The 18699-nt window shown below is 66.2% G+C and carries 15 protein-coding genes; 6 read left to right on the top strand and 9 right to left on the bottom strand.

Features of this window, described 5'->3' with window-relative positions; all coding sequences use genetic code 11:
- Window positions 1-4 precede the first annotated feature (4 nt).
- From tsaE to trxA, 5 genes are all read left to right on the top strand, one after another.
- On the top strand, window positions 5-1501 hold the full coding sequence (gene tsaE, locus V8U06_RS26695; protein ID WP_427143257.1) for a tRNA (adenosine(37)-N6)-threonylcarbamoyltransferase complex ATPase subunit type 1 TsaE: 1497 nt from the start codon (window positions 5-7) through the stop codon (window positions 1499-1501).
- 12 nt (window positions 1502-1513) lie between these two features.
- The gene (locus tag V8U06_RS26690; RefSeq protein WP_427143256.1) at window positions 1514-2248 is read left to right on the top strand and encodes a nucleotidyltransferase family protein; all 735 of its coding nucleotides are present in this window, start codon (window positions 1514-1516) and stop codon (window positions 2246-2248) included.
- Window positions 2245-5427 (top strand): double-strand break repair protein AddB, encoded by a 3183-nt coding sequence (gene addB, locus V8U06_RS26685; RefSeq protein WP_427143255.1) that lies wholly within the window; start codon window positions 2245-2247, stop codon window positions 5425-5427. The genes V8U06_RS26690 and addB overlap by 4 nt, the downstream gene beginning before the upstream one ends.
- Entirely contained in the window at window positions 5420-8992 is a 3573-nt protein-coding gene (addA, locus tag V8U06_RS26680) for a double-strand break repair helicase AddA (protein ID WP_427143254.1), read from the top strand. Before addB ends, addA begins: the two co-directional genes overlap by 8 nt.
- A gap of 107 nt (window positions 8993-9099) precedes the next feature.
- Window positions 9100-9420 carry a thioredoxin gene (gene trxA, locus V8U06_RS26675; RefSeq protein ID WP_226921442.1) on the top strand — a complete coding sequence of 107 codons (321 nt, stop codon included), beginning with the start codon at window positions 9100-9102 and terminating at the stop codon, window positions 9418-9420.
- A 56-nt stretch (window positions 9421-9476) separates the two neighbouring features.
- On the opposite strand, the gene V8U06_RS26670 is transcribed toward trxA, so the two are convergent.
- The 5 genes from V8U06_RS26670 to V8U06_RS26650 are packed head-to-tail and all read right to left on the bottom strand — an operon-like array spanning window position 9477 to window position 14505.
- Complete coding sequence (locus V8U06_RS26670) at window positions 9477-10820, bottom strand: bifunctional folylpolyglutamate synthase/dihydrofolate synthase (protein WP_427143253.1); 1344 nt, start codon at window positions 10818-10820, stop codon at window positions 9477-9479.
- A 4-nt stretch (window positions 10821-10824) separates the two neighbouring features.
- A complete protein-coding gene (gene accD / locus V8U06_RS26665; protein ID WP_226921446.1) occupies window positions 10825-11730 on the bottom strand; it encodes an acetyl-CoA carboxylase, carboxyltransferase subunit beta in 906 nt (301 codons plus the stop codon).
- A 42-nt stretch (window positions 11731-11772) separates the two neighbouring features.
- Window positions 11773-12612: a tryptophan synthase subunit alpha gene (trpA, locus tag V8U06_RS26660; RefSeq protein WP_427143252.1), complete on the bottom strand. Its 840-nt coding sequence runs from the start codon at window positions 12610-12612 to the stop codon at window positions 11773-11775.
- A gap of 1 nt (window position 12613) precedes the next feature.
- Window positions 12614-13834: a tryptophan synthase subunit beta gene (trpB, locus tag V8U06_RS26655; RefSeq protein WP_427143251.1), complete on the bottom strand. Its 1221-nt coding sequence runs from the start codon at window positions 13832-13834 to the stop codon at window positions 12614-12616.
- Complete coding sequence (locus tag V8U06_RS26650) at window positions 13831-14505, bottom strand: phosphoribosylanthranilate isomerase (RefSeq protein WP_427143250.1); 675 nt, start codon at window positions 14503-14505, stop codon at window positions 13831-13833. Before V8U06_RS26650 ends, trpB begins: the two co-directional genes overlap by 4 nt.
- Window positions 14506-14647: 142 nt before the next feature.
- Between V8U06_RS26650 and V8U06_RS26645 the strand changes: the two genes are divergently transcribed.
- A complete protein-coding gene (locus V8U06_RS26645; RefSeq protein ID WP_119257967.1) occupies window positions 14648-14842 on the top strand; it encodes a YqaE/Pmp3 family membrane protein in 195 nt (64 codons plus the stop codon).
- 27 nt (window positions 14843-14869) lie between these two features.
- Here the strand turns inward: V8U06_RS26645 and V8U06_RS26640 are convergent, their stop codons facing one another.
- The 4 genes from V8U06_RS26640 to V8U06_RS26625 form a co-directional block, all read right to left on the bottom strand.
- Window positions 14870-15631, bottom strand: a complete 762-nt coding sequence (locus V8U06_RS26640) for a M48 family metallopeptidase (protein ID WP_427143249.1) — start codon at window positions 15629-15631, stop codon at window positions 14870-14872.
- A gap of 111 nt (window positions 15632-15742) precedes the next feature.
- The gene (locus tag V8U06_RS26635; RefSeq protein WP_226921466.1) at window positions 15743-16177 is read right to left on the bottom strand and encodes a DUF2852 domain-containing protein; all 435 of its coding nucleotides are present in this window, start codon (window positions 16175-16177) and stop codon (window positions 15743-15745) included.
- A 128-nt stretch (window positions 16178-16305) separates the two neighbouring features.
- Window positions 16306-17595 carry a polyhydroxyalkanoate depolymerase gene (gene phaZ / locus V8U06_RS26630; protein WP_427143248.1) on the bottom strand — a complete coding sequence of 430 codons (1290 nt, stop codon included), beginning with the start codon at window positions 17593-17595 and terminating at the stop codon, window positions 16306-16308.
- 177 nt (window positions 17596-17772) lie between these two features.
- Window positions 17773-18573: an aldolase/citrate lyase family protein gene (locus V8U06_RS26625; protein ID WP_427143247.1), complete on the bottom strand. Its 801-nt coding sequence runs from the start codon at window positions 18571-18573 to the stop codon at window positions 17773-17775.
- Between the last annotated feature and the right edge of the window lie 126 nt (window positions 18574-18699).

The raw sequence follows: 18699 nt of genomic DNA, 5'->3' as shown, positions 1-18699 counted from the left end.
GTCCATGGCGTTCGACATCGTCCTTCCCGACGAAGCCGCCACCATCCGCTTCGGCGAAGACATGGCGCTCGCCGTCAGGCGTGGTGACTATATTGCCCTGTCGGGCGACCTCGGCGCAGGCAAATCGACCTTTTCACGCGCGCTGATCCGGGCGATCGCCGACGATGCCTATCTGGAAGTGCCGAGCCCGACCTTCACGCTGGTCCAGAGCTACGACCTCAGGCTTCCCGTCGCCCATTTCGATCTCTACCGCATCGCCGATGCCGCCGAGATCGACGAACTCGGCTTCGACGAGGCACTTTCCGACGGCGTCTGTCTGGTCGAATGGCCGGAAAAAGGTTTTGGCGCCCTGCCGGCGGTGGGAATTTCGCTCTCCTTCGTGCACGAGGGCGACGGACGGCGTGTTTCCATCGACGCTCCCGACGCGGCACTGGCCCGCATCCGCCGCTCGCTGGCCATCCGCGCCTTCCTCGACGAGGCCGGCTATCGCGACGCGACACGGCGGCACCTGACGGGCGATGCCTCGGTGCGTGCCTACGAACATGTCCATGCCGCTGGCCAGCGCTTCGTGCTGATGGATGCGCCGCGCCACGCACCCGGCCCGATCCTCGCCCATGGCAAATATTACCAGCAGATCGCCCATATCGCCGAGGATGTGAAACCGTTCATCGCGGTCGGCAGACACCTCGTCGCGCGCGGCCTTCGCGCCCCGGCCATTCACGAGGCGGATATCGAGCAGGGCATCCTGCTGATCGAGGACCTCGGCAGCGACGGCGTGCTGAACGCGGAAGGCGCGCCGATTGCCGAGCGCTACCGCGAAAGCGCCGCCTGTCTTGCCCATCTGCATGGCGCGGCGTTCACCCGCGACCTTCCGGTGGCGGAGGGCATCGTCCACACCGTTCCCGATTTCGATCGCGATGCCATGCAGATCGAGGTGAGCCTTCTGACCGACTGGTACCTGCCCTGGAAACGCGGCACGCCGGCGAGCGAAGAGGAGCGGCGCGCCTATGTCGGCATCTGGGACGCTCTGATCGCCAGCCTTTCGACGGCCGAGCACAATCTGCTGCTGCGCGACTTCCATTCGCCGAACATCATCTGGCGGCCGGACGCGATCGGCACCGACCGGGTCGGCATCATCGACTTCCAGGATGCGATGATCGGCCCCTCGGCCTATGACGTCGCCTCGCTGGTGCAGGATGCGCGCGTCGACATGCCCGACGACGTGGCGGACGGCGTGCTGGGCCACTATCTCGCGCTGCGTGAAAAGGAAGCCGGATTCGACCGCGACAGGTTCCTGCGCGACTGGCACGTCATGGCGGCGCAGCGCAACTGCAAGCTCGTCGGCATCTGGGTGCGCCTGATGCAGCGCGACGGCAAGCCGGCCTATATGCGCCACATGCCGCGCACCTTCCGCAACCTCACGCGGGCGCTCGCCCATCCCGATCTCGCCCCCTTGCGCGACTGGTGTGAAAAGGCTGGAATCCTCGCGACCGAATCATAGCGCGAGCCTGACATGAAGATCGAAGACGCCATGATGCTGGCCGCCGGCCTTGGAACGCGCCTGCGCCCCATCACCGATACGATGCCAAAGCCGCTGGTGCCGATCGCCGGAAAGCCGATGATCGACTACGGGCTCGATGCGCTGGCGGAAGCGGGCGTGAAACGCACCGTCGTCAACGTGCACCATTTCGCCGACCAGATGAAAACGCATCTGGCAAACCGGACGGCACCGGAAATCATCCTCTCCGACGAGACGGACCGGCTGATGAATTCCGGCGGCGGGCTTGCCAAGGGCCTGAAACTGCTTGGCCGCGGCCCCGTGCTCGTCATGAATGCCGATCTCTTCTGGATTGGCGAGACGCCCGGCGAGGAGACCAACCTCCAGCGGCTTTCGGACGCCTTCGATCCTGACAGCATGGACATGCTGATGCTCTGCGTGAAGCTGGAAGACACGACGGGCCACAATGGCAAGAAGGACTTTTCGATGGATGGCAAAGGCCGCCTCGCGCGCTACAGCGAGGAGAGCGGCAATCCGGTGGTCTATGCCGGCGCCATCGCCATGATGCCGGCGCTCTTCGACGATGCGCCGGACGACGCCTTCAACCTCAACATCTATTTCGACCGCGCCATCGAGAAAGGCCGGCTCTTCGGCCTCATGCTGGAAGGGCACTGGATCACCGTGGGCACGCCGGACGCCATCGGCGCGGCGGAAGCCGTCATCGGCACGTACCGCGAGGCGGCGGCATGACGGGCGGTCGGGGCGGGCGCATCTTCTCGATCCCCGCGAGCCTGCCCTTCCTGAAAACGGTCGCGACCAGCCTCATCGATGGTCGGCTCGTTCCCGGCTTCACCTACGATCCCGCCGATCCATTGGCGCTGGCCGATGTGACGATCTACGTCCCGACGCGCCGTTCGGCCCGTGTCATCCGCTCGGAATTCGTCGATCTCTTCGGCGGACGGTCGGCAATCCTTCCCACCATCCGCGCGCTCGGCGAGACGGATGACGACAGCGGCTTCTTCGACGAGGTCGCGCCGGCGCTTCTCGACATGGCCGAGCCGCTCTCCGGCCCGACACGGCTTCTGGAGCTTGCCCGGCTCGTACTCGCCTGGCGCAACCGGCTGCCGACCGCCGTCACCGCCGTGCATGCGGAGAGCCCATTGGTGGCGCCGGCAAGCCCGGCCGATGCCGTCTGGCTTGCCCGCAACCTCGCCGAGATCATGGACGCGATGGAGACGGAGGAACTCGACTGGTCGGCGCTGGAAAACCTCGACGTTTCCAACCATGCGCTCTGGTGGCAGCTCACCGCCGAATTCCTGACCATCGCCAGCGTCTACTGGCCGGCGCGGCTTGCCGAACTCAGCCGTTCCTCGCCGTCGCTGCGGCGCAATGCGACGCTGCACGCCGAGACGGAACGGTATCGCCATTCCCCACCCGCCGGCCCCGTCATCATCGCCGGCTCCACGGGCTCCATTCCCGCGACGGCCGGATTGATCGCCGCCGTAGCGCGCCTGCCGAACGGCGTCGTCATCCTGCCCGGCCTCGACCGGTTCATGTCCGACAGCGAATGGCTGCTCGTCGGCCACCAGGGCGGCGACGGCGCGCAGAGACCCGATTCGGCGGCGCGCAGTCATCCGCAATACGGCCTTCACCGTCTGCTCGCCCGCATGGGCTGCAGCCGCGACGACGTCGAACCGCTCGGCGATCCACCCGAGGCGCTGGAATACCGCGCAAGAATCCTCTCCAGCGCCTTCCTGCCGACGCAGGCGACGGCCGGCTGGGGGGAGGTTCGCGGCACACTCGATCCCACCCTGACGGCCGCGGCCTTCCGCGAGGTCTCGCTGGTGGAAGCGGCGAACGAGCGGGAAGAGGCGCTGGCTATCGCCATCGCGCTCCGCCTTGCCCTGGAGGAAAGCGACGACGCGCAGGCCGCGCTGATCACGCCCGACCGCGCGCTCGGCCGGCGGGTGGCGGCGGAGCTGGCCCGCTTCGGCATCGAGGCGGACGATTCGGCCGGCACGCCGCTCCTCTCGACCCCGCAGGGAACGCTGCTGCGACTGCTCGTCGACGCGGCGCTACGCCCCGGCGATCCGGTGCCGCTGGTTGCGCTGCTGAAGCATCCTCTGGCCCGCTTCGGCCTGCCGCTGGAAGAGCTGCATGTGGCGGTGACCGCCCTGGAACTGACCGCGCTGCGCGGCGGCACCGCAGAGATCGACATTTCCATGCTCGAACCGCTGCTCGCAGGCGCCATCGCCCGGCAGGCGGAGGATCGCCATCCTCCCGTCTGGCGCACCGCCCTGCCGGAAACGGCAATGCCGCTCGCCCTCGATCTCGCCCGCCGAATCGCCGAGGCCGTCGAACCGCTGGCCGGCATGCTGCTGCACCAGAGCCGCACGGGACGGCGGTTCTCCGCCAAGCTGCCGCTCGCCGACTGGGCGGAGCGGACCGGACGGGCGCTGGAGGCGGTCGTCGCGGACGAGCGCGGCGACCTTGCGGCGCTCTGGTCCGGCGAGGCGGGCGACAGCCTGGCGACCCTCCTCAAAAGCGTGATCGAGACGGACGGCCAGATCGAGGCCGACGGGCCGCAATGGTGCGACATTATCGAGGCGCTGGGGGCGAGCGAGAGCGTCAAGCCGCGGTCGATGCGCCATCCGCGCGTCTTCATCTTCGGCGCGCTCGAATCGCGCCTGCAGAGTGTCGATACGGTGATCGTCGGCGGCCTCAACGAGGGCACCTGGCCGGGTCAGGCGGCGAACGACGCCTTCCTTTCCCGTATCATGAAAGTGGAGATCGGGCTGGAGCCACCCGAACGGCGCATCGGCCAGCTCGGCCATGACCTGCAAATGGCGGCCGGAACGCCGAAGCTGGTGCTGACGCGGGCGCTGCGCAACGGCACCGCTCCGACCGTCGCTTCGCGCTGGCTGCAGCGCCTCATCGCCGTTGGCGGACCCGCTTTGGCGCAGGACCTGCGCGCCCGCGGCAAGAGCCTGATCCGGTGGACGGGAGCGATCGACAGAAGCCCGCCGGTGCCCATCGCACCGCGCCCGGAGCCCTTTCCCCCCGCCGAACTGCAACCGCGCAAATATTCCTTCAGCGAGGTCGGAAGGCTGCGCCGCGACCCCTATGCCATCTATGCCCGGCATATCCTGCGCCTCGACCCCATCGCGCCCTTCAATCTTGATCCCGGGCCGGCCGAACGCGGCTCGCTTTACCACCGCATCGTCGACCGCTTCGTGCGGGAGGCGGCATCCGGTGAACCGCTGGCGCGCATCGATCGCATCCTGCGCGAAGAATTCGCCGCGGTCGCCCTGCCGCCGCATATCGATGCCGTCTGGCGTCCGCGTTTTGCCGCCGTCGCGCGCGCCTTCGTGCAGTGGCATGAACAGCGGGCAGGCAGCATCCGCGACAGCCTGACGGAAGTGCCGGCCTCGCTCGATCTTTCCGTTGCCGGCATCCGCCTGACCGGCATTGCCGACCGCATCGACATCCTGCCCGACGGGCGCGCCGACCTCATCGACTACAAGACGGGCAGCACGCCGTCGCTGAAGGTCGCCCGCGCCTTGCTTGACCCGCAGCTTTCGCTGGAAGCGGCGGCGCTTCGGCGCGGTGCGTTCCGCGGGCCGGGCCTGCGCGAGCCGGCGAACCTTCTCTATGTACGGCTCAAACCCGGCGAACGGTTCAAGGCCGAACAGGTCAACAACGAGCAGGCGAAATCATCCACCTCCGTGCCGAAATCGGCGGTGGAACTGGCGGAAGAATCCCTGCAGAACCTTGAAAAACTGCTGACCGGCCTGATCGAGGGGCGTTTCGGCTTCAAGTCGCGCGTCATTCCCGAACAGGAACGGGCCTATGGCGGGGAATACGACCATCTGGCGCGCGTTGCCGAATGGTCGTCCGCCGACAGCAGCGGGGAGGACGAGGATGCTTGAGAACGAAACGTCCGGCGAAGACCGGCCCGCCTCCGCCGATCCCGCCGCCTGGCTGGGCTGGACCGCCGAGAAACAGGCGCTCGCCTCCGATCCCGGCCGCTCGGCCTGGGTTTCAGCCAATGCCGGTTCCGGCAAGACCCATGTGCTGACGCAACGCGTCATCCGCCTGTTGCTCGCCGGCTGCCGGCCCTCGGCCATCCTGTGCCTGACCTATACCAAGGCCGCCGCCTCCGAGATGTCGAACCGCGTCTTCGAACGGCTGGCCGAATGGGCGACGCTCTCCGACGAGGCCCTCTCCGACCGGGTGGCGGCGATCGAGGGGAAGCGACCCGACAGTTTCAAGCTCGCCGAGGCACGCCGTCTTTTCGCCCGGGCGCTGGAAACCCCGGGCGGGTTGAAGATCCAGACCATCCACGCCTTCTCGGAGGCGCTGCTGCACCAGTTTCCGCTGGAAGCCAATGTCGCGGGGCATTTCTCCGTGCTCGACGACCGGGCGGCGGCGGTGCTGCTTGCCGATGCGCGCCGCACCCTCCTTACCGCCACGGCGAGCGAGGACGACCCGGCGCTTGCCGACGCCTTCGCCGCCGTGCTCGACATTGCCGACGACACCGGTCTGGAACGGCTGATCAACGACATCGTCGCCAGCCGCGGGCCGATCCGCGCCTTCCTCGACGCTTCGGCGGAAGCGGGTGGAGCCGAGGCGGCATTGCGTCGGGAAACGGGGCTGGGCCCCGACGAGACCGAGGAAGACATGCTTGCCGCCTTCTGGCCGCTGGACGGGCTGGAGGGCGCCACGCTCGATGCCTATCTCGCCGCGGCGGAAACCCTTGGCAGCGACACGGTGAAAACATCGGCGGCAGGACTTCGCGCGGCGGGGCGGATGACCGACGGCGCAACGCGGCAGGCGGCGCTCGTCGATCTCTTCTTCACCAGCACCGGTGCACCGCGGAGCCTCGACCGCTCGTTCCTCTCCAAGAAAGTCCGCGACAGCGCGCCGCATTTCGAGGCGGCGCTGCTTGCCGCACAGGCCCATGTAATCGCCTGCGACGACCGGCTGCGGCGCCTGCGCATGGTCGAGGCGACGCAGGCCGCGCTCGTGATCGCCGAGCGGCTGATCGGTGACTACGAAGACCTGAAGCGCATGCGCAGCCTGCTCGATTTCGACGACCTGATCGATCGTACGGCCGCGCTTCTGACCCGTGACCAGGTCAGCGCCTGGGTGCATTACAAGCTCGACCAGGGCATCGACCATATCCTCGTCGACGAGGCGCAGGACACCAGCCCGCGCCAATGGCAGATCGTGAAGGCCCTGACGGACGATTTCTTCGCCGGCGAAACAGCGCGGCGAAGCGGCCGCACGATCTTCGCCGTGGGCGATGAAAAGCAGTCGATCTATTCCTTCCAGGGCGCCCGGCCGGAACGCTTCGCCGAGGAGGGCCGGGCGGTTTCCCGCCGCACCGCGGCGGCGGAGACCGCCTTCAGCCCGATCCGGCTGCTGCTTTCCTTCCGCTCGACGCGGGACGTGCTGTCGGCCGTCGACCGGGTGTTCCTCGATCCCGCCAATGCCCGGGGCCTCTCGCCCGACGGCGGCGAGGTGGTGCATGCCTCCAATCGCGGACGCGAGCCGGGTGCGGTGGATATCTGGGACGTGATCGCCGCCCCGCCGGGACTGGACGAGGAGGACTGGACGGCGCCCTTCGACGCCGTTGCCGAGGAAGCGCCGATCAACGTGCTGGCGCGGCGCATCGCCGATACGCTCGCCGGCTGGATCGGCCGCGAGACGGTGACCGAAAAAGGCAGGGCCCGACCGATGCAGGCCGGCGACGTGATCGTGCTGGTGCGCAAGCGCGATGCCTTCGTCAACGCGCTGACCCGCACCCTGAAGCAGCGCCACAACCTGCCCGTCGCCGGTGCCGACCGGCTGGTGCTGACGAGGCACATCGCCGTGCAGGACCTGATGGCGCTCGGCCGCTTCGCCGTGCTGCCGGAGGACGACCTTTCGCTGGCGGCGCTGCTGAAGAGCCCGCTGTTCGGCCTTGGCGAAGAGACGCTGTTCGCGCTCGCGGCCCGGCGCGCGGAACGGCAGAGCCTCTGGGCAAGGCTGCAGGAAGCACCGGAAACGGAGGCGGCGCTGGCCCCCGTCCTCGATCGCCTCCGGGGCGCGATCCGCGATGCGCGCAGCCAGCCGGTGCACGAATTCTATGCCCGTATCCTCGGCGCGGGCGGTGGACGACGAGCGTTCCTGGCACGGCTCGGGACCGAGGCCGGTGAGATCATCGACGAATTCCTGACCTTCGCGCTGGAGCAGGAGGAGAACGGCCTGCCCGGCCTGCAGGCCTTCGTCTCGACGCTGGAACTGGAGGCGCCGACCGTCAAACGCGAACAGGACAAGGCGCGCGGCGAAATCCGTATCATGACCGTGCATGCCGCCAAGGGACTGGAGGCGCCGGTCGTCTTCCTCGTGGACGGCGGGGCAAAGCCGTTCAGCCCCAGCCACATGCCGCAGCTCCGCTTTCTCTCGGCAGCAGACAGTTCCACCGGCCTGCCGGCCTGGCTGCCGCTGAAGGACCTCGGCAACACGCTGACGGCGGAAGACGCCGAGCGCATCAAGGCGGGTGCGGAGGAGGAATACCGCCGCCTGCTCTATGTGGCGATGACACGCGCCGCCGATCGGCTGGTGGTCTGCGGTTACCGCGGCAAGCAGGAGAACAAGGACACCTGGCACCCGATGATCGCCACGGCGCTTTCCACCGAGGGCGAACGATGCGTGGCGACGACCTTTGCCACCCGCGGCGAGAGCTGGCCGGGCTTTGCCTGGCGCGAAGCCGGCGCGGCGACGCTCGCGGCTGCTGACGAGACCGCCGTGACGCAGGAAGCGGAGACCGTCCTGCCCGAGGCGCTGGGGCGCCCCCTGCCCCCGCAGAAAGCCCTGCCCCGACCGCTCAGCCCCTCCGGCGCAGCCGCGGTGATCGAGACGGATGCCGCCGATCTCATGGTTCCCTCGGCCCTTTTCGGCCGCAGGCGCGGTGCGCCGGGCGCGGGCCTGGCGCTGGAGCGGGGACGCATTCTGCACCGCTTCCTGCAGGTGCTGCCGTCCTTCGATCCGGCGGAGCGACCGGCGGCGGCAGAGCGCTATCTGGACCGGGCCGCGGCGCATTGGCCGGAAAGCGCACGCCGTTCTCTCGTGAATGCCGCGCTTTCCGTGATCGACGACGAGAGCCTGACGGCGGTGTTTTCCTCCGCGGCGCGGGCAGAGGTTTCGATCATGGGAACGCTGACGCTCGGGCGGCGGGACTATGCCGTCTCCGGTCGCATCGACCGCATGGCGGTGACGCCAACCACGGTCGAGATCGTCGATTTCAAGACCAACCGCGTGCCGCCGACCCGGGCGGAGGAGATCCCGTACGAGCATCGTGCACAGCTTGCGATCTACCGCGCGATCCTCGCCCCGCTCTATCCCGGCCGCGAAATCCGCTGCGGGCTGATCTATACGGAAGCGGCAAAAGCCTTCTGGCTTGAAGCCGATCTGATGGACGCAAGCCTTGCCGAACTCGGTTCAAAGTGAGATACCGGACGGGACGATCCGCCGCCCGGCCTGTCCGGCCGGACCTTGAAATCGGGCACCGGCGGCATCACATTCACTCCAACGATCACCCCTTCAAGGAGAGCCTCATGGCTACCGTAAAAGTCGACCAGTCCAACTTCGAGGCCGAAGTCCTCAATTCCGCAGAGCCGGTCGTCGTCGATTTCTGGGCCGAATGGTGCGGCCCGTGCAAGATGATCGCGCCCGCGCTGGAAGAGATCTCGACCGAACTCGCCGGCAAGGTGAAGGTCGCCAAGCTCAACATCGACGAAAACCCGGAACTGGCCGCAGCCTATGGCGTGCGCTCCATCCCGACGCTCGCCGTGTTCAAGGGCGGTGAAGTGGCCGACATCAAGGTTGGTGCTGCACCGAAGACGGCCCTTGCCAGCTGGATTTCCAGCGCAGCCTGATCGCCTTTCGCGATATCATCATAGAGCCCGGCCTTCGCGCCGGGCTTTTTGTTGTGTCAGGTGGGCGGGGTGCCGTTGTCGGCCAGCACATCGCCGACGAGGTATAGCGAACCGCCGACGAGAATACGCGGCGGCACCGCATCTTCCGCGGTGATGCGGCTGATTGCGGCCAGCGCCTCGGCGACCGTCGAGAGCGGTTCGACCTCGAGGCCGGCGCGGGCCGCATCGCCGGCAAGCGCCACCGGATCGAGGCCGGCATCGGAACCCCGGATCGGCACCGTGAAGACACGCTCGGCAAGGCCACGGAAGGGCTCGAAATAGCCGACCGGATCCTTGGTGTTGATCATGCCCGTGACGAGGAAGAGCGGGCGCGCTTCGCGCTCCTCGAAATTCGCCATGGTTTCGGCAATGACCTGACCGGCGCCCGGATTGTGCCCGCCGTCGACCCAGATCTCGCTGCCGCGCGGGGCCAGTTGCGCGAGCGCCCCGTCCGTCAGCCGCTGCAGGCGTCCCGGCCATTCCACGCGGGAAAGGCCAAGTTCCATAGCATGCTCTGTAATCGGCAGACCGGCCGCCTTGACGGCGCGGATCGCCGCGGCGGCATTGGCATATTGATGCCGGCCCGGCAGGCGCGGCAGCGGCAGATCGGCAAGGCCGAATTCGTCCTGGTAGACGAGGCGGCCATATTCCTCATGCGCCATGAAATCCTGGCCATAGACGGCATGCGGGCAGCCGAGCCGTTCGGCCGTCTCGATCAGCACGTCGCGGGCCGCATCCTCCGTCTGGAAGCCGATGACCACGGGCGTACCGCGCTTCATGATGCCGGCCTTTTCCGCCGCGATCAGTTCGACGCGGTCGCCGAGATAGGCCTGATGATCGAGCGAAATGGGCATGATGATGGAAACGGCCGGGCGCGGAATGACATTCGTCGCGTCGAAACGGCCGCCGAGGCCGACCTCGATGATCGCCACGTCGGCGGGATGTTCGGAAAAGAGCAGGAAAGTGACCGCCGTCAGGATTTCGAAGACCGTGATCTTCTCCCCGCCATTGGCCGCCGCCACGCGGCGCACGGCATCGGCAAGGACGGCATCCTCGACGAAACGGCCACGGCCGCCCGCAACACCGAGGCGGTAGCGTTCGTGCCAGTTGACGAGATGCGGCGAAGTGTGGACGTGGACGCTGAGGCCCTCGGCTTCCAGGATCGAGCGGCAGAAGGCGGTGACGGAGCCCTTGCCATTGGTGCCGGCCACATGGATGACCGGCGGCAGTTTCAAGTGCGGATCGCCGAGCGCGGCGAGCAGCCGCGTGATGCGGTCCAGCGAAAGATCGAACCCCTTGGGATGGAGACCGAGAAGCTTCTCGATCTCCGCTGCCGCTTCGCTGGCCGCCACCATGCTCATGGATTTACTGCGCCGCGATGGCGAGGGCGCCGTTCGTTGCGACTGAGGCGGCCGCGGGCTTCTTCAGAAGAATCTTCAGAAGGCGGGCGAGCGTATCGGGAATGTCATGGCGCTTGACGACCATGTCGACCATGCCGTGCTCAAGAAGGTATTCCGATGTCTGGAAGCCTTCGGGCAGCTTTTCGCGGATGGTCTGCTCGATGACGCGCTTGCCGGCAAAGCAGATTTCTGCGCCCGGCTCGGCGAGATGGATATCGCCCAGCATGGCGTAGGAGGCCGTCACGCCACCCGTCGTCGGGTTGGTGAGCACGACGACATAGGGAAGACCGGCTTCCTTCAGCATTTCCACGGCGACCGTGGTGCGGGGAAGCTGCATCAGCGAAAGGATGCCTTCCTGCATGCGCGCGCCGCCCGAGGCGGGGAACATGACGAGCGGGCACTTCTCGGCGATTGCGCGCTCGAAGGCCTTGATGATCGCTTCGCCGGCGGCAATGCCGAGCGAACCGCCCATGAAGTTGAACTCGTGCACGACGGCAACGAGCTTGAGGCCGCGCACCTTGCCGACGCCGGCGACGATGGTGTCTTCCAGCTCGGTCTTGGCGCGGCTGTCCTTCAGGCGATCCGTGTACTTCTTGGAATCGCGGAACTTCAACGGGTCCTGCGCCACCTTCGGCTGCTGCAGGGCCTCGAAGACGCCGTCGTCGAAGAGGTCCTTCAGGCGAGCCTTCGCCGGCATCTTCATGTGGTAGCCCGAAGCCGGGATGACCCACTTGTTTTCCTCGAGATCGCGGTGGAACACCATCTCGCCGGTTTCCGGGCACTTGATCCAGAGATTGTCCGGTACATCCCGGTTGGGACGGCCAAGCATCGAATTGATCTTCGGCCGAACGTAATTCGTGATCCAGTTCACGGTCTAGACTCCCGTTTCAATGGTGGTTCCCATGTGGGAACTTTACTCCGCCGCCGCAAGGCGCGACGCACGCACGCCCGAGGCAAGGCTCATGACCAGCGTCTCGACGCCGGCAACGGTGGCGGCGCTGGCCTTGCCATCCGCCGTCAGGCTGGAGGCGATCTGGTTGACGATGGCGGTACCGACGACGACGCCATCCGCCGAGGCGCCGATGGCGCGGGCATGCTCGGCCGTCTTGACGCCGAAACCGACGCAGACCGGCAGCTTCGTATGCGCCTTGATGCGGCCCACAGCCCCGCCGACAAGCGAGGGATCCGGCAGCGCCGAACCGGTGATACCGTTCATCGAGACATAATAGACGAAGCCCGACGTATTCTTGAGGACCGTCGGAAGGCGCTTCTCATCCGTCGTCGGCGTCGCGAGACGGATGAAGTTGATGCCCTTGGCGAGCGCCGGAATGCATAGCTCGTCATCCATTTCCGGCGGAAGGTCGACGACGATCAGGCCGTCGATGCCCGCTTCAAGCGCCTCGTCGAGGAAGCGGTCGACGCCGTAGATGTAGATCGGGTTGTAGTAGCCCATCAGCACGATCGGAGTCGCGTCATCCGTCTTGCGGAAGTCGCGGGCCATCTGGATCGTCTTGGCGAGCGTCTGGCCGCCGGCAAGGGCGCGCTGGCCGGCCACCTGGATCGCCGGGCCATCGGCCATCGGGTCGGAGAAGGGCATGCCGAGCTCGATGACGTCGGAGCCTGCCTTCGGCAGCGCCTTCATGATCTCCAGCGAGCTCGCATAATCCGGGTCGCCGCCCATGAAATAGGTGACGAGGGCCGGGCGGCCTTCGGCGGCGAGATCCGCAAAGCGTTTGTCCATGCGTGCGGTCATCTTAGAGCTCCATGCCGAGGATCTTGCCGACGGTGAAGATATCCTTGTCGCCGCGGCCGGAGAGGTTCATCAGGATGATCTGGTCCTTGCCCATCTTGGGCGCACGCTTGATCACTTCGGCGATGGCATGGCTCGGTTCCAGCGCCGGGATGATGCCTTCGAGCTTGGTCAGAAGCTGGAAGGCTTCCAGCGCCTCATCGTCCATGATCGGGACATATTCGGCACGGCCGATCTGATGCAGCCAGGCATGTTCCGGACCGATGCCGGGATAATCGAGACCGGCGGAAATGGAGTGGCCTTCCTTGATCTGGCCGTCCGCGTCCTGCAGCAGGTAGGTGCGGTTGCCGTGCAGCACGCCGGGCGAACCCGCCGTCAGCGACGCGCAGTGCAGATCGCCGTCGAGGCCCTTGCCGCCGGCTTCGACGCCGACGATCTGGACGCTCTTGTCGTCAAGGAACGGATGGAAAATACCGATGGCGTTGGAGCCACCGCCGACGGCGGCGATCACCATGTCCGGCAGACGGCCTTCGGCGGCGAGCAGCTGCTCGCGCGCTTCCGTGCCGATGACGGCCTGGAACTCGCGCACCAGCTCCGGATAGGGATGCGGGCCGGCAGCGGTGCCGATCAGGTAGTAGGTGTTCTCGACATTGGTAACCCAGTCGCGCAACGCCTCGTTCATGGCGTCCTTCAGCGTACCGCTGCCGGCTGTCACCGGCTTCACCTCGGCGCCGAGGAGCTTCATGCGGAAGACGTTCGGCGCCTGGCGCTCGACGTCGGTCGCGCCCATGTAGACGACGCAAGGCAGGCCGAAGCGCGCGGCGACGGTGGCCGAAGCCACGCCGTGCTGGCCGGCGCCGGTTTCCGCGATGATGCGCGTCTTGCCCATGCGCTTGGCGAGCAGGATCTGGCCGATGCAGTTGTTGATCTTGTGCGAGCCGGTGTGGTTCAGCTCCTCGCGCTTGAAGTAGATCTTCGCGCCACCGAGATGCTGTGTCAGGCGTTCGGCATAATAGAGCGGGCTCGGGCGGCCGATATAATGGGCGCCAAGGTCCTTCAGTTCCGCCTGGAAGGCCGGGTCGGTCTTGGCCTTGTTCCACTCGTCCTGCAGGTCGAGGATCAGCGGCATCAGCGTTTCAGCGACGAAGCGGCCCCCGAAAATGCCGAAACGGCCGTCCTCGTCCGGACCCTCGCGGTACGAATTCAGGTTGGGTGACTGGTTCACTTGCCTCTCCCTGCGCCGGCGGTCTCGCGCTCCGCGTTTCGCGCCGCTTCAAAAAACGCTTCCATCAGGCCGAGGTCCTTGACGCCCGGTGCACTCTCGACCCCCGAACTGGCGTCGATGCCCGGCGCGCCGGTCAGCCGGATGGCCTCGGCGAGGTTATCCTTGTTCAGCCCACCCGAAAGCATGTAATCCACGCTTTCGTCAAGCAGATGCATGAGGTTCCAGTCGAAGGAAACCCCGTTGCCGCCCGGAAGCTCGGAGCCTGCCGGCGGCTTGGCATCGAAGAGGAACCGGTCGGCGATGCCGATATACGGGTCGATCCTCTTCAGATCGTCCGCCTCGCGGACGGAAAAGGCCTTGATGACCGGCAGACCGTAGACCGCCTTGACGGTGAGCACGCGCTCCGGGCTCTCGCTGCCGTGCAGCTGGAGCATGTCGGGCGAAAGCTGGTCGACGATCTCGTCGAGCGTATCGCTGTCGGCATTGACCGTCACGGCGACGATCTTGGCCTTGCCGCGCGCGCGCGCAGCAAGGCGGCCGGCATCGGAGGGCTCGATATTGCGTGGGCTCTTCGGGAAGAAGATGAAGCCGATATGGCTGGCGCCGAGCGCGATGGCCTTGTCGACGGCCTCTTCGGTCTTCAGCCCGCAGATTTTGATGTCGAGTGTCATGATGGCAGGGAGTCGCACGAATCACCGGAAGAGTCGAGCCGAAAGACGGCGGCAGAAAGCCCGAAACCGGCACCCTTGCGCGGCATCTTGCATGGCCCGTCGCCGCGCCCATATGGAGGGGAGACCAAGACCGGAGATCACCATGCGGCTCATCATTGCCATCCTGCTGCCCTTTCTCGTTTTCTTCACCATCGGACGGCCCATCGCCGGCATCATCTGCCTCATCCTGCAGGTGACGCTGATCGGATGGCTGCCGGCCGCCATCTGGGCGGTCTACGCGCTGGGGCAGTACAATACGGACAGGAAGATCCGCGAGGCGCTGGCAGACCGGCGCTGACATACCCTCCCTCGGTCCGAGCGAAAATCAGCCGAAATCGACGGCGTGCAGCAGGCTGCCGTTGCGCTTGAGCCAGCGCTTGGCCTCTTCCGTCGTCGGGCAGAGCTGTTCGCAAAGCGACCAGAAGGCCGGGCTATGGTTCATCTCGCGAAGATGCGCCACTTCGTGCGCCGCGAGATAATCGATGACGTGAGGCGGCGCCATGGCGATACGCCAGGAGAAGCTGAGTGCGCCATCCGCCGAGCAGGAGCCCCAGCGGCTTCGGGTGTCGCGCAGCGTCAGCGACTTCACCCGCTTTCCGATGCGCCCGGCATGGACCGCAACGAGCCTGTCCAGTTCCAGCCGCGCTTCCTTCTTCAGAAAATCGCTGATGCGACGGGGGATGCTCTCCTCCATGCCGCCGACGCGCAGCACCGCCTCGTCGTCGACGACCACGGCTTCGGTGAGCCCGCGCAGCTTGCCGGTCGCCTCGATGCGGTGGGCGACGCCGCGGATCATGACGTAACCGCCATCCTCCAGCTCGTTCCGCGAGCGGAACTTCGCCAGTTTCGTCATCAGCCAACCCTGATGGCGGGTGAGGAAGTCGCGGATTTCCCGCTCGGCGATGCCGTTCGGCACCGTCATGCGCAACGCCCGTCCGCCCGGCTCGATGCGCAGCGTCAGGCGCGTGGCGCGCAAGTCCCGCTTGATGGTGAGCGGCAGGGCCCTGCCATTGACGTCGATCTCGCGCCGTTCGGGCGGAGGCGGGGTCTTCAGGGCCTTGCGGGGCTTGCGAGCCAGGGAAAACATGCTGCCTTTCATAGCCGATTCGGCGCGGGCTGAAACGCTTTCACGAAAAACCGGCGCACGAGGCGCCGGCGATGCTGTTTTCCGCGAAGTCCGTTTGTCTGACGGCGGTTGTCAGGTCGCGGGGAAACCCGGGACGTCGCCCTGGCCCTTGGCGCGGCGTTCGCGCATGAAGCGGTCGAAATCCTCCTGGTCCTTGGCGCGGCGCAGTTCGCGGCTGTAGGTGTCGAACTCCTCGCGCATTTCGTCCAGCTTGCGACGCTCCTCGTCGAGGCGGGCAAGCTCGGCGTCACGCCAGTCGTCAAAGGCGACATTGCCGGTGGCGCTGCGGAAGGCGGCGTGACGGCCGCCACGGAACTTGCCGCGGCAGGAGGCGAACATGCCGTCCACGGTGTCGTTGGCGTCTTTCTTGAAGTTTTTCAGGCGGTCGCCGAAGATGATGTAGGCAAGCATGGCAAGGCCGAGCGGCCAGAACACCACGAAGCCGAGCACCATCAGGGCGATGGTCGCAGGCGTCCAGTCCGGACGGATCAGTGCTGACTGGTTCATGTGCAATCTTCCTCACGATCGGCGGAAACCACTCCGGTTTCCGGTGAATCCGATGTGGGCAGAGTGCCCCTGGCGTTCAAGGCAATGCCCGACAGAATCGGGCAAGTGCCTGAAACGAGCCTCAAAAATCAGGCGGCGCCGCCAGCCTTGCCGCCCTTGATGACGCGCGGCACCGGCTTTGCCTTCGTGGCCTTGCCGTGCTGGTCGATGAAGGACAGGATGCGCGGCGCGATCTCCTTGCGGAAGCGCGAACCGTTGAAGACACCATAGTGACCGACATCCGGCTGAACGTAATGCATGCGCATGTCGTCCGGGATGTTCGTGCAGATGGTCTGTGCCGCCTCTGTCTGGCCGACGCCGGAAATGTCGTCGTTCTCGCCCTCGACCGTGAGCAGCGCCACCTTGCGGATGGCCGTCGTATCGACGCGGCGGTCGCGATGCATCATCTCGCCCTTCGGCAGGGCATGGCGCATGAACACGGTTTCCACCGTCTGCAGATAGAATTCGGCCGTCAGATCCATGACGGCAAGATACTCGTCATAGAAATCGCGATGCTTTTCGGCCGCGTCGCCGTCGTTCTTCACGAGATGGGCGAAGAACTCCTTGTGCGCGACGACATGGCGGTCGAGATTCATCGACATGAAACCGGAGAGCTGCAGGAAGCCCGGATAGACCATGCGCATGACACCCGGCTGCGGCCACGGAACCGGCATGATGACATTGTCGCGGAACCAGTCGATCGGCTTTTCCTTGGCGAGCTTGTTGACCGCCGTCGGATTGATGCGCGTATCGATGGGGCCGCCCATCAGCGTCATCGTGGAGGGCGAAAGCGGATCGTTGTCGGCTTCCATGACGGAAACGGCCGCAAGAACCGGCACCGCCGGCTGGCAGACGGCGACGACATGGGTATCCGGCCCCAGCGCATGCAGCATCTGGATGACGTAGTCGATATAGTCGTCGAGATCGAAAGCGCCTTCGGACAGCGGCACCATGCGCGCATCCACCCAGTCGGTGATATGCACTTCGGCATGGGGCAGCAGCGCCTCGACGGTGCCGCGCAGCAGCGTCGCATAGTGGCCGGACATCGGCGCCACGATCAGGATTTTCGGATCCTTGCGGTGGCCGGCCGGCAAACAGCGCTCGAAATGGATGAGATTGCAGAAGGGGCGCTGCCAGACGACCTTTTCATGAACGGAAACGCTCTGGCCGTCGATGACGGTGGTGGGCAGGTCGAATTCGGGCTTGCCGTAGCGCCGCGTCGTGCGCTCGAGCACCTCGAAGCCGGCGGCCATGGTGCGGCCGAAATAGGTATGCGACAGCGGATTGAGCGGGTTGCGGAAGGCGATCCGCATCTGGTCCGCCACGGCGCGCCAGGGCGCCATCACCGCATGGTTCAGTTCGTACAGCTGATAATACATCGGACGCGTTACCCCATTTTCCCAAAGCGCGGGGCCTAGACCCTCTGCACCGTCGTCACCCGGTTTCCGCAGATGCGAAAACACTAACATGTTTTCGCTGCGTGGCAACACGCCACGAGAGCATCCTAAACCTGTGAACCTTTCGCGGACATGAACGTATCCGGGGCAGGAAAGGGCTCAGTAGCCGCCGCCGCGCCGTTCGCTCGCCGCTTCGCCGAGGAAGCTGCGGCGAAGTCCTTCCACCGCCGAAACGAGGCAGTTGACGTCGGTGCCGATCGCCAGGAAGTCCGCGCCGAGATCGCGGTAAACCTCGGCCTGCGGCAGCGAGACCGTCATGATGCCGCGCGCCTTGCCGTGCGCCTTCGTGCGCTCGAAGATATGCGTGATGGCCGCCAGGACCTCCGGCGCGCCGGGATTGCCGAGATGGCCCATGTCGGCGGCAAGATCCGACGGGCCGATGAAGATGCCGTCGACGCCTTCCACGGCGGCGATCTCGTCGACCGCCGCAAGCCCGGCCCGGTTTTCCACCTGCACGATGAGGCAGACCTCCTCGTTGGCCGTGGTGATGTAATCCGGAATGCGGCCGAAATCGCTGGCGCGGCCGAGGCCGGCGCCGACACCGCGAATGCCGTGCGGCGGATAGCGCAACGCACGCACCAGGGCCTTCGCCTCCTCGGCCGATTCGACCATGGGAATGAGGAAGGTCTGGGCGCCCTGATCAAGCAATTGCTTGAGGATCCAGGCCTCGCCCATCGGCGGGCGCACCATGGCATGGGTCGGCGAATGACGCAGGGCGCCGATCTGGGCGCTGATCAGCGGCATGTCGTTCGGCCCGTGTTCACCATCGATCAGCAGCCAGTCATAGCCGCTGGTGGAGAGGACTTCCGCCGCATAGGCGCTGCCGAGCGCCGCCCACAGGCCAAGCTGGAACCGGCCGTCGCGAAGCGCGGCCTTGAAGGTGTTTTTCGGTGCTGCCACGGATCTTTCCTCTCGAAACGAAACCGGCCGGCAAATGCCGGCCGGGTCTTTCAGCATTGTCGGCTCAGGCGATGCCGCCGAGGCAGACATACTTGATCTCGGTGAACTCCTCGATGCCGTACCTGG

It is taken from the genome of Shinella sp. G-2 (genome assembly GCF_050172695.1).
GTDB lineage: Bacteria > Pseudomonadota > Alphaproteobacteria > Rhizobiales > Rhizobiaceae > Shinella.
Note: the sequence above shows the minus strand (reverse complement) of the source record. Positions and strands in the feature narration are given on the sequence as shown.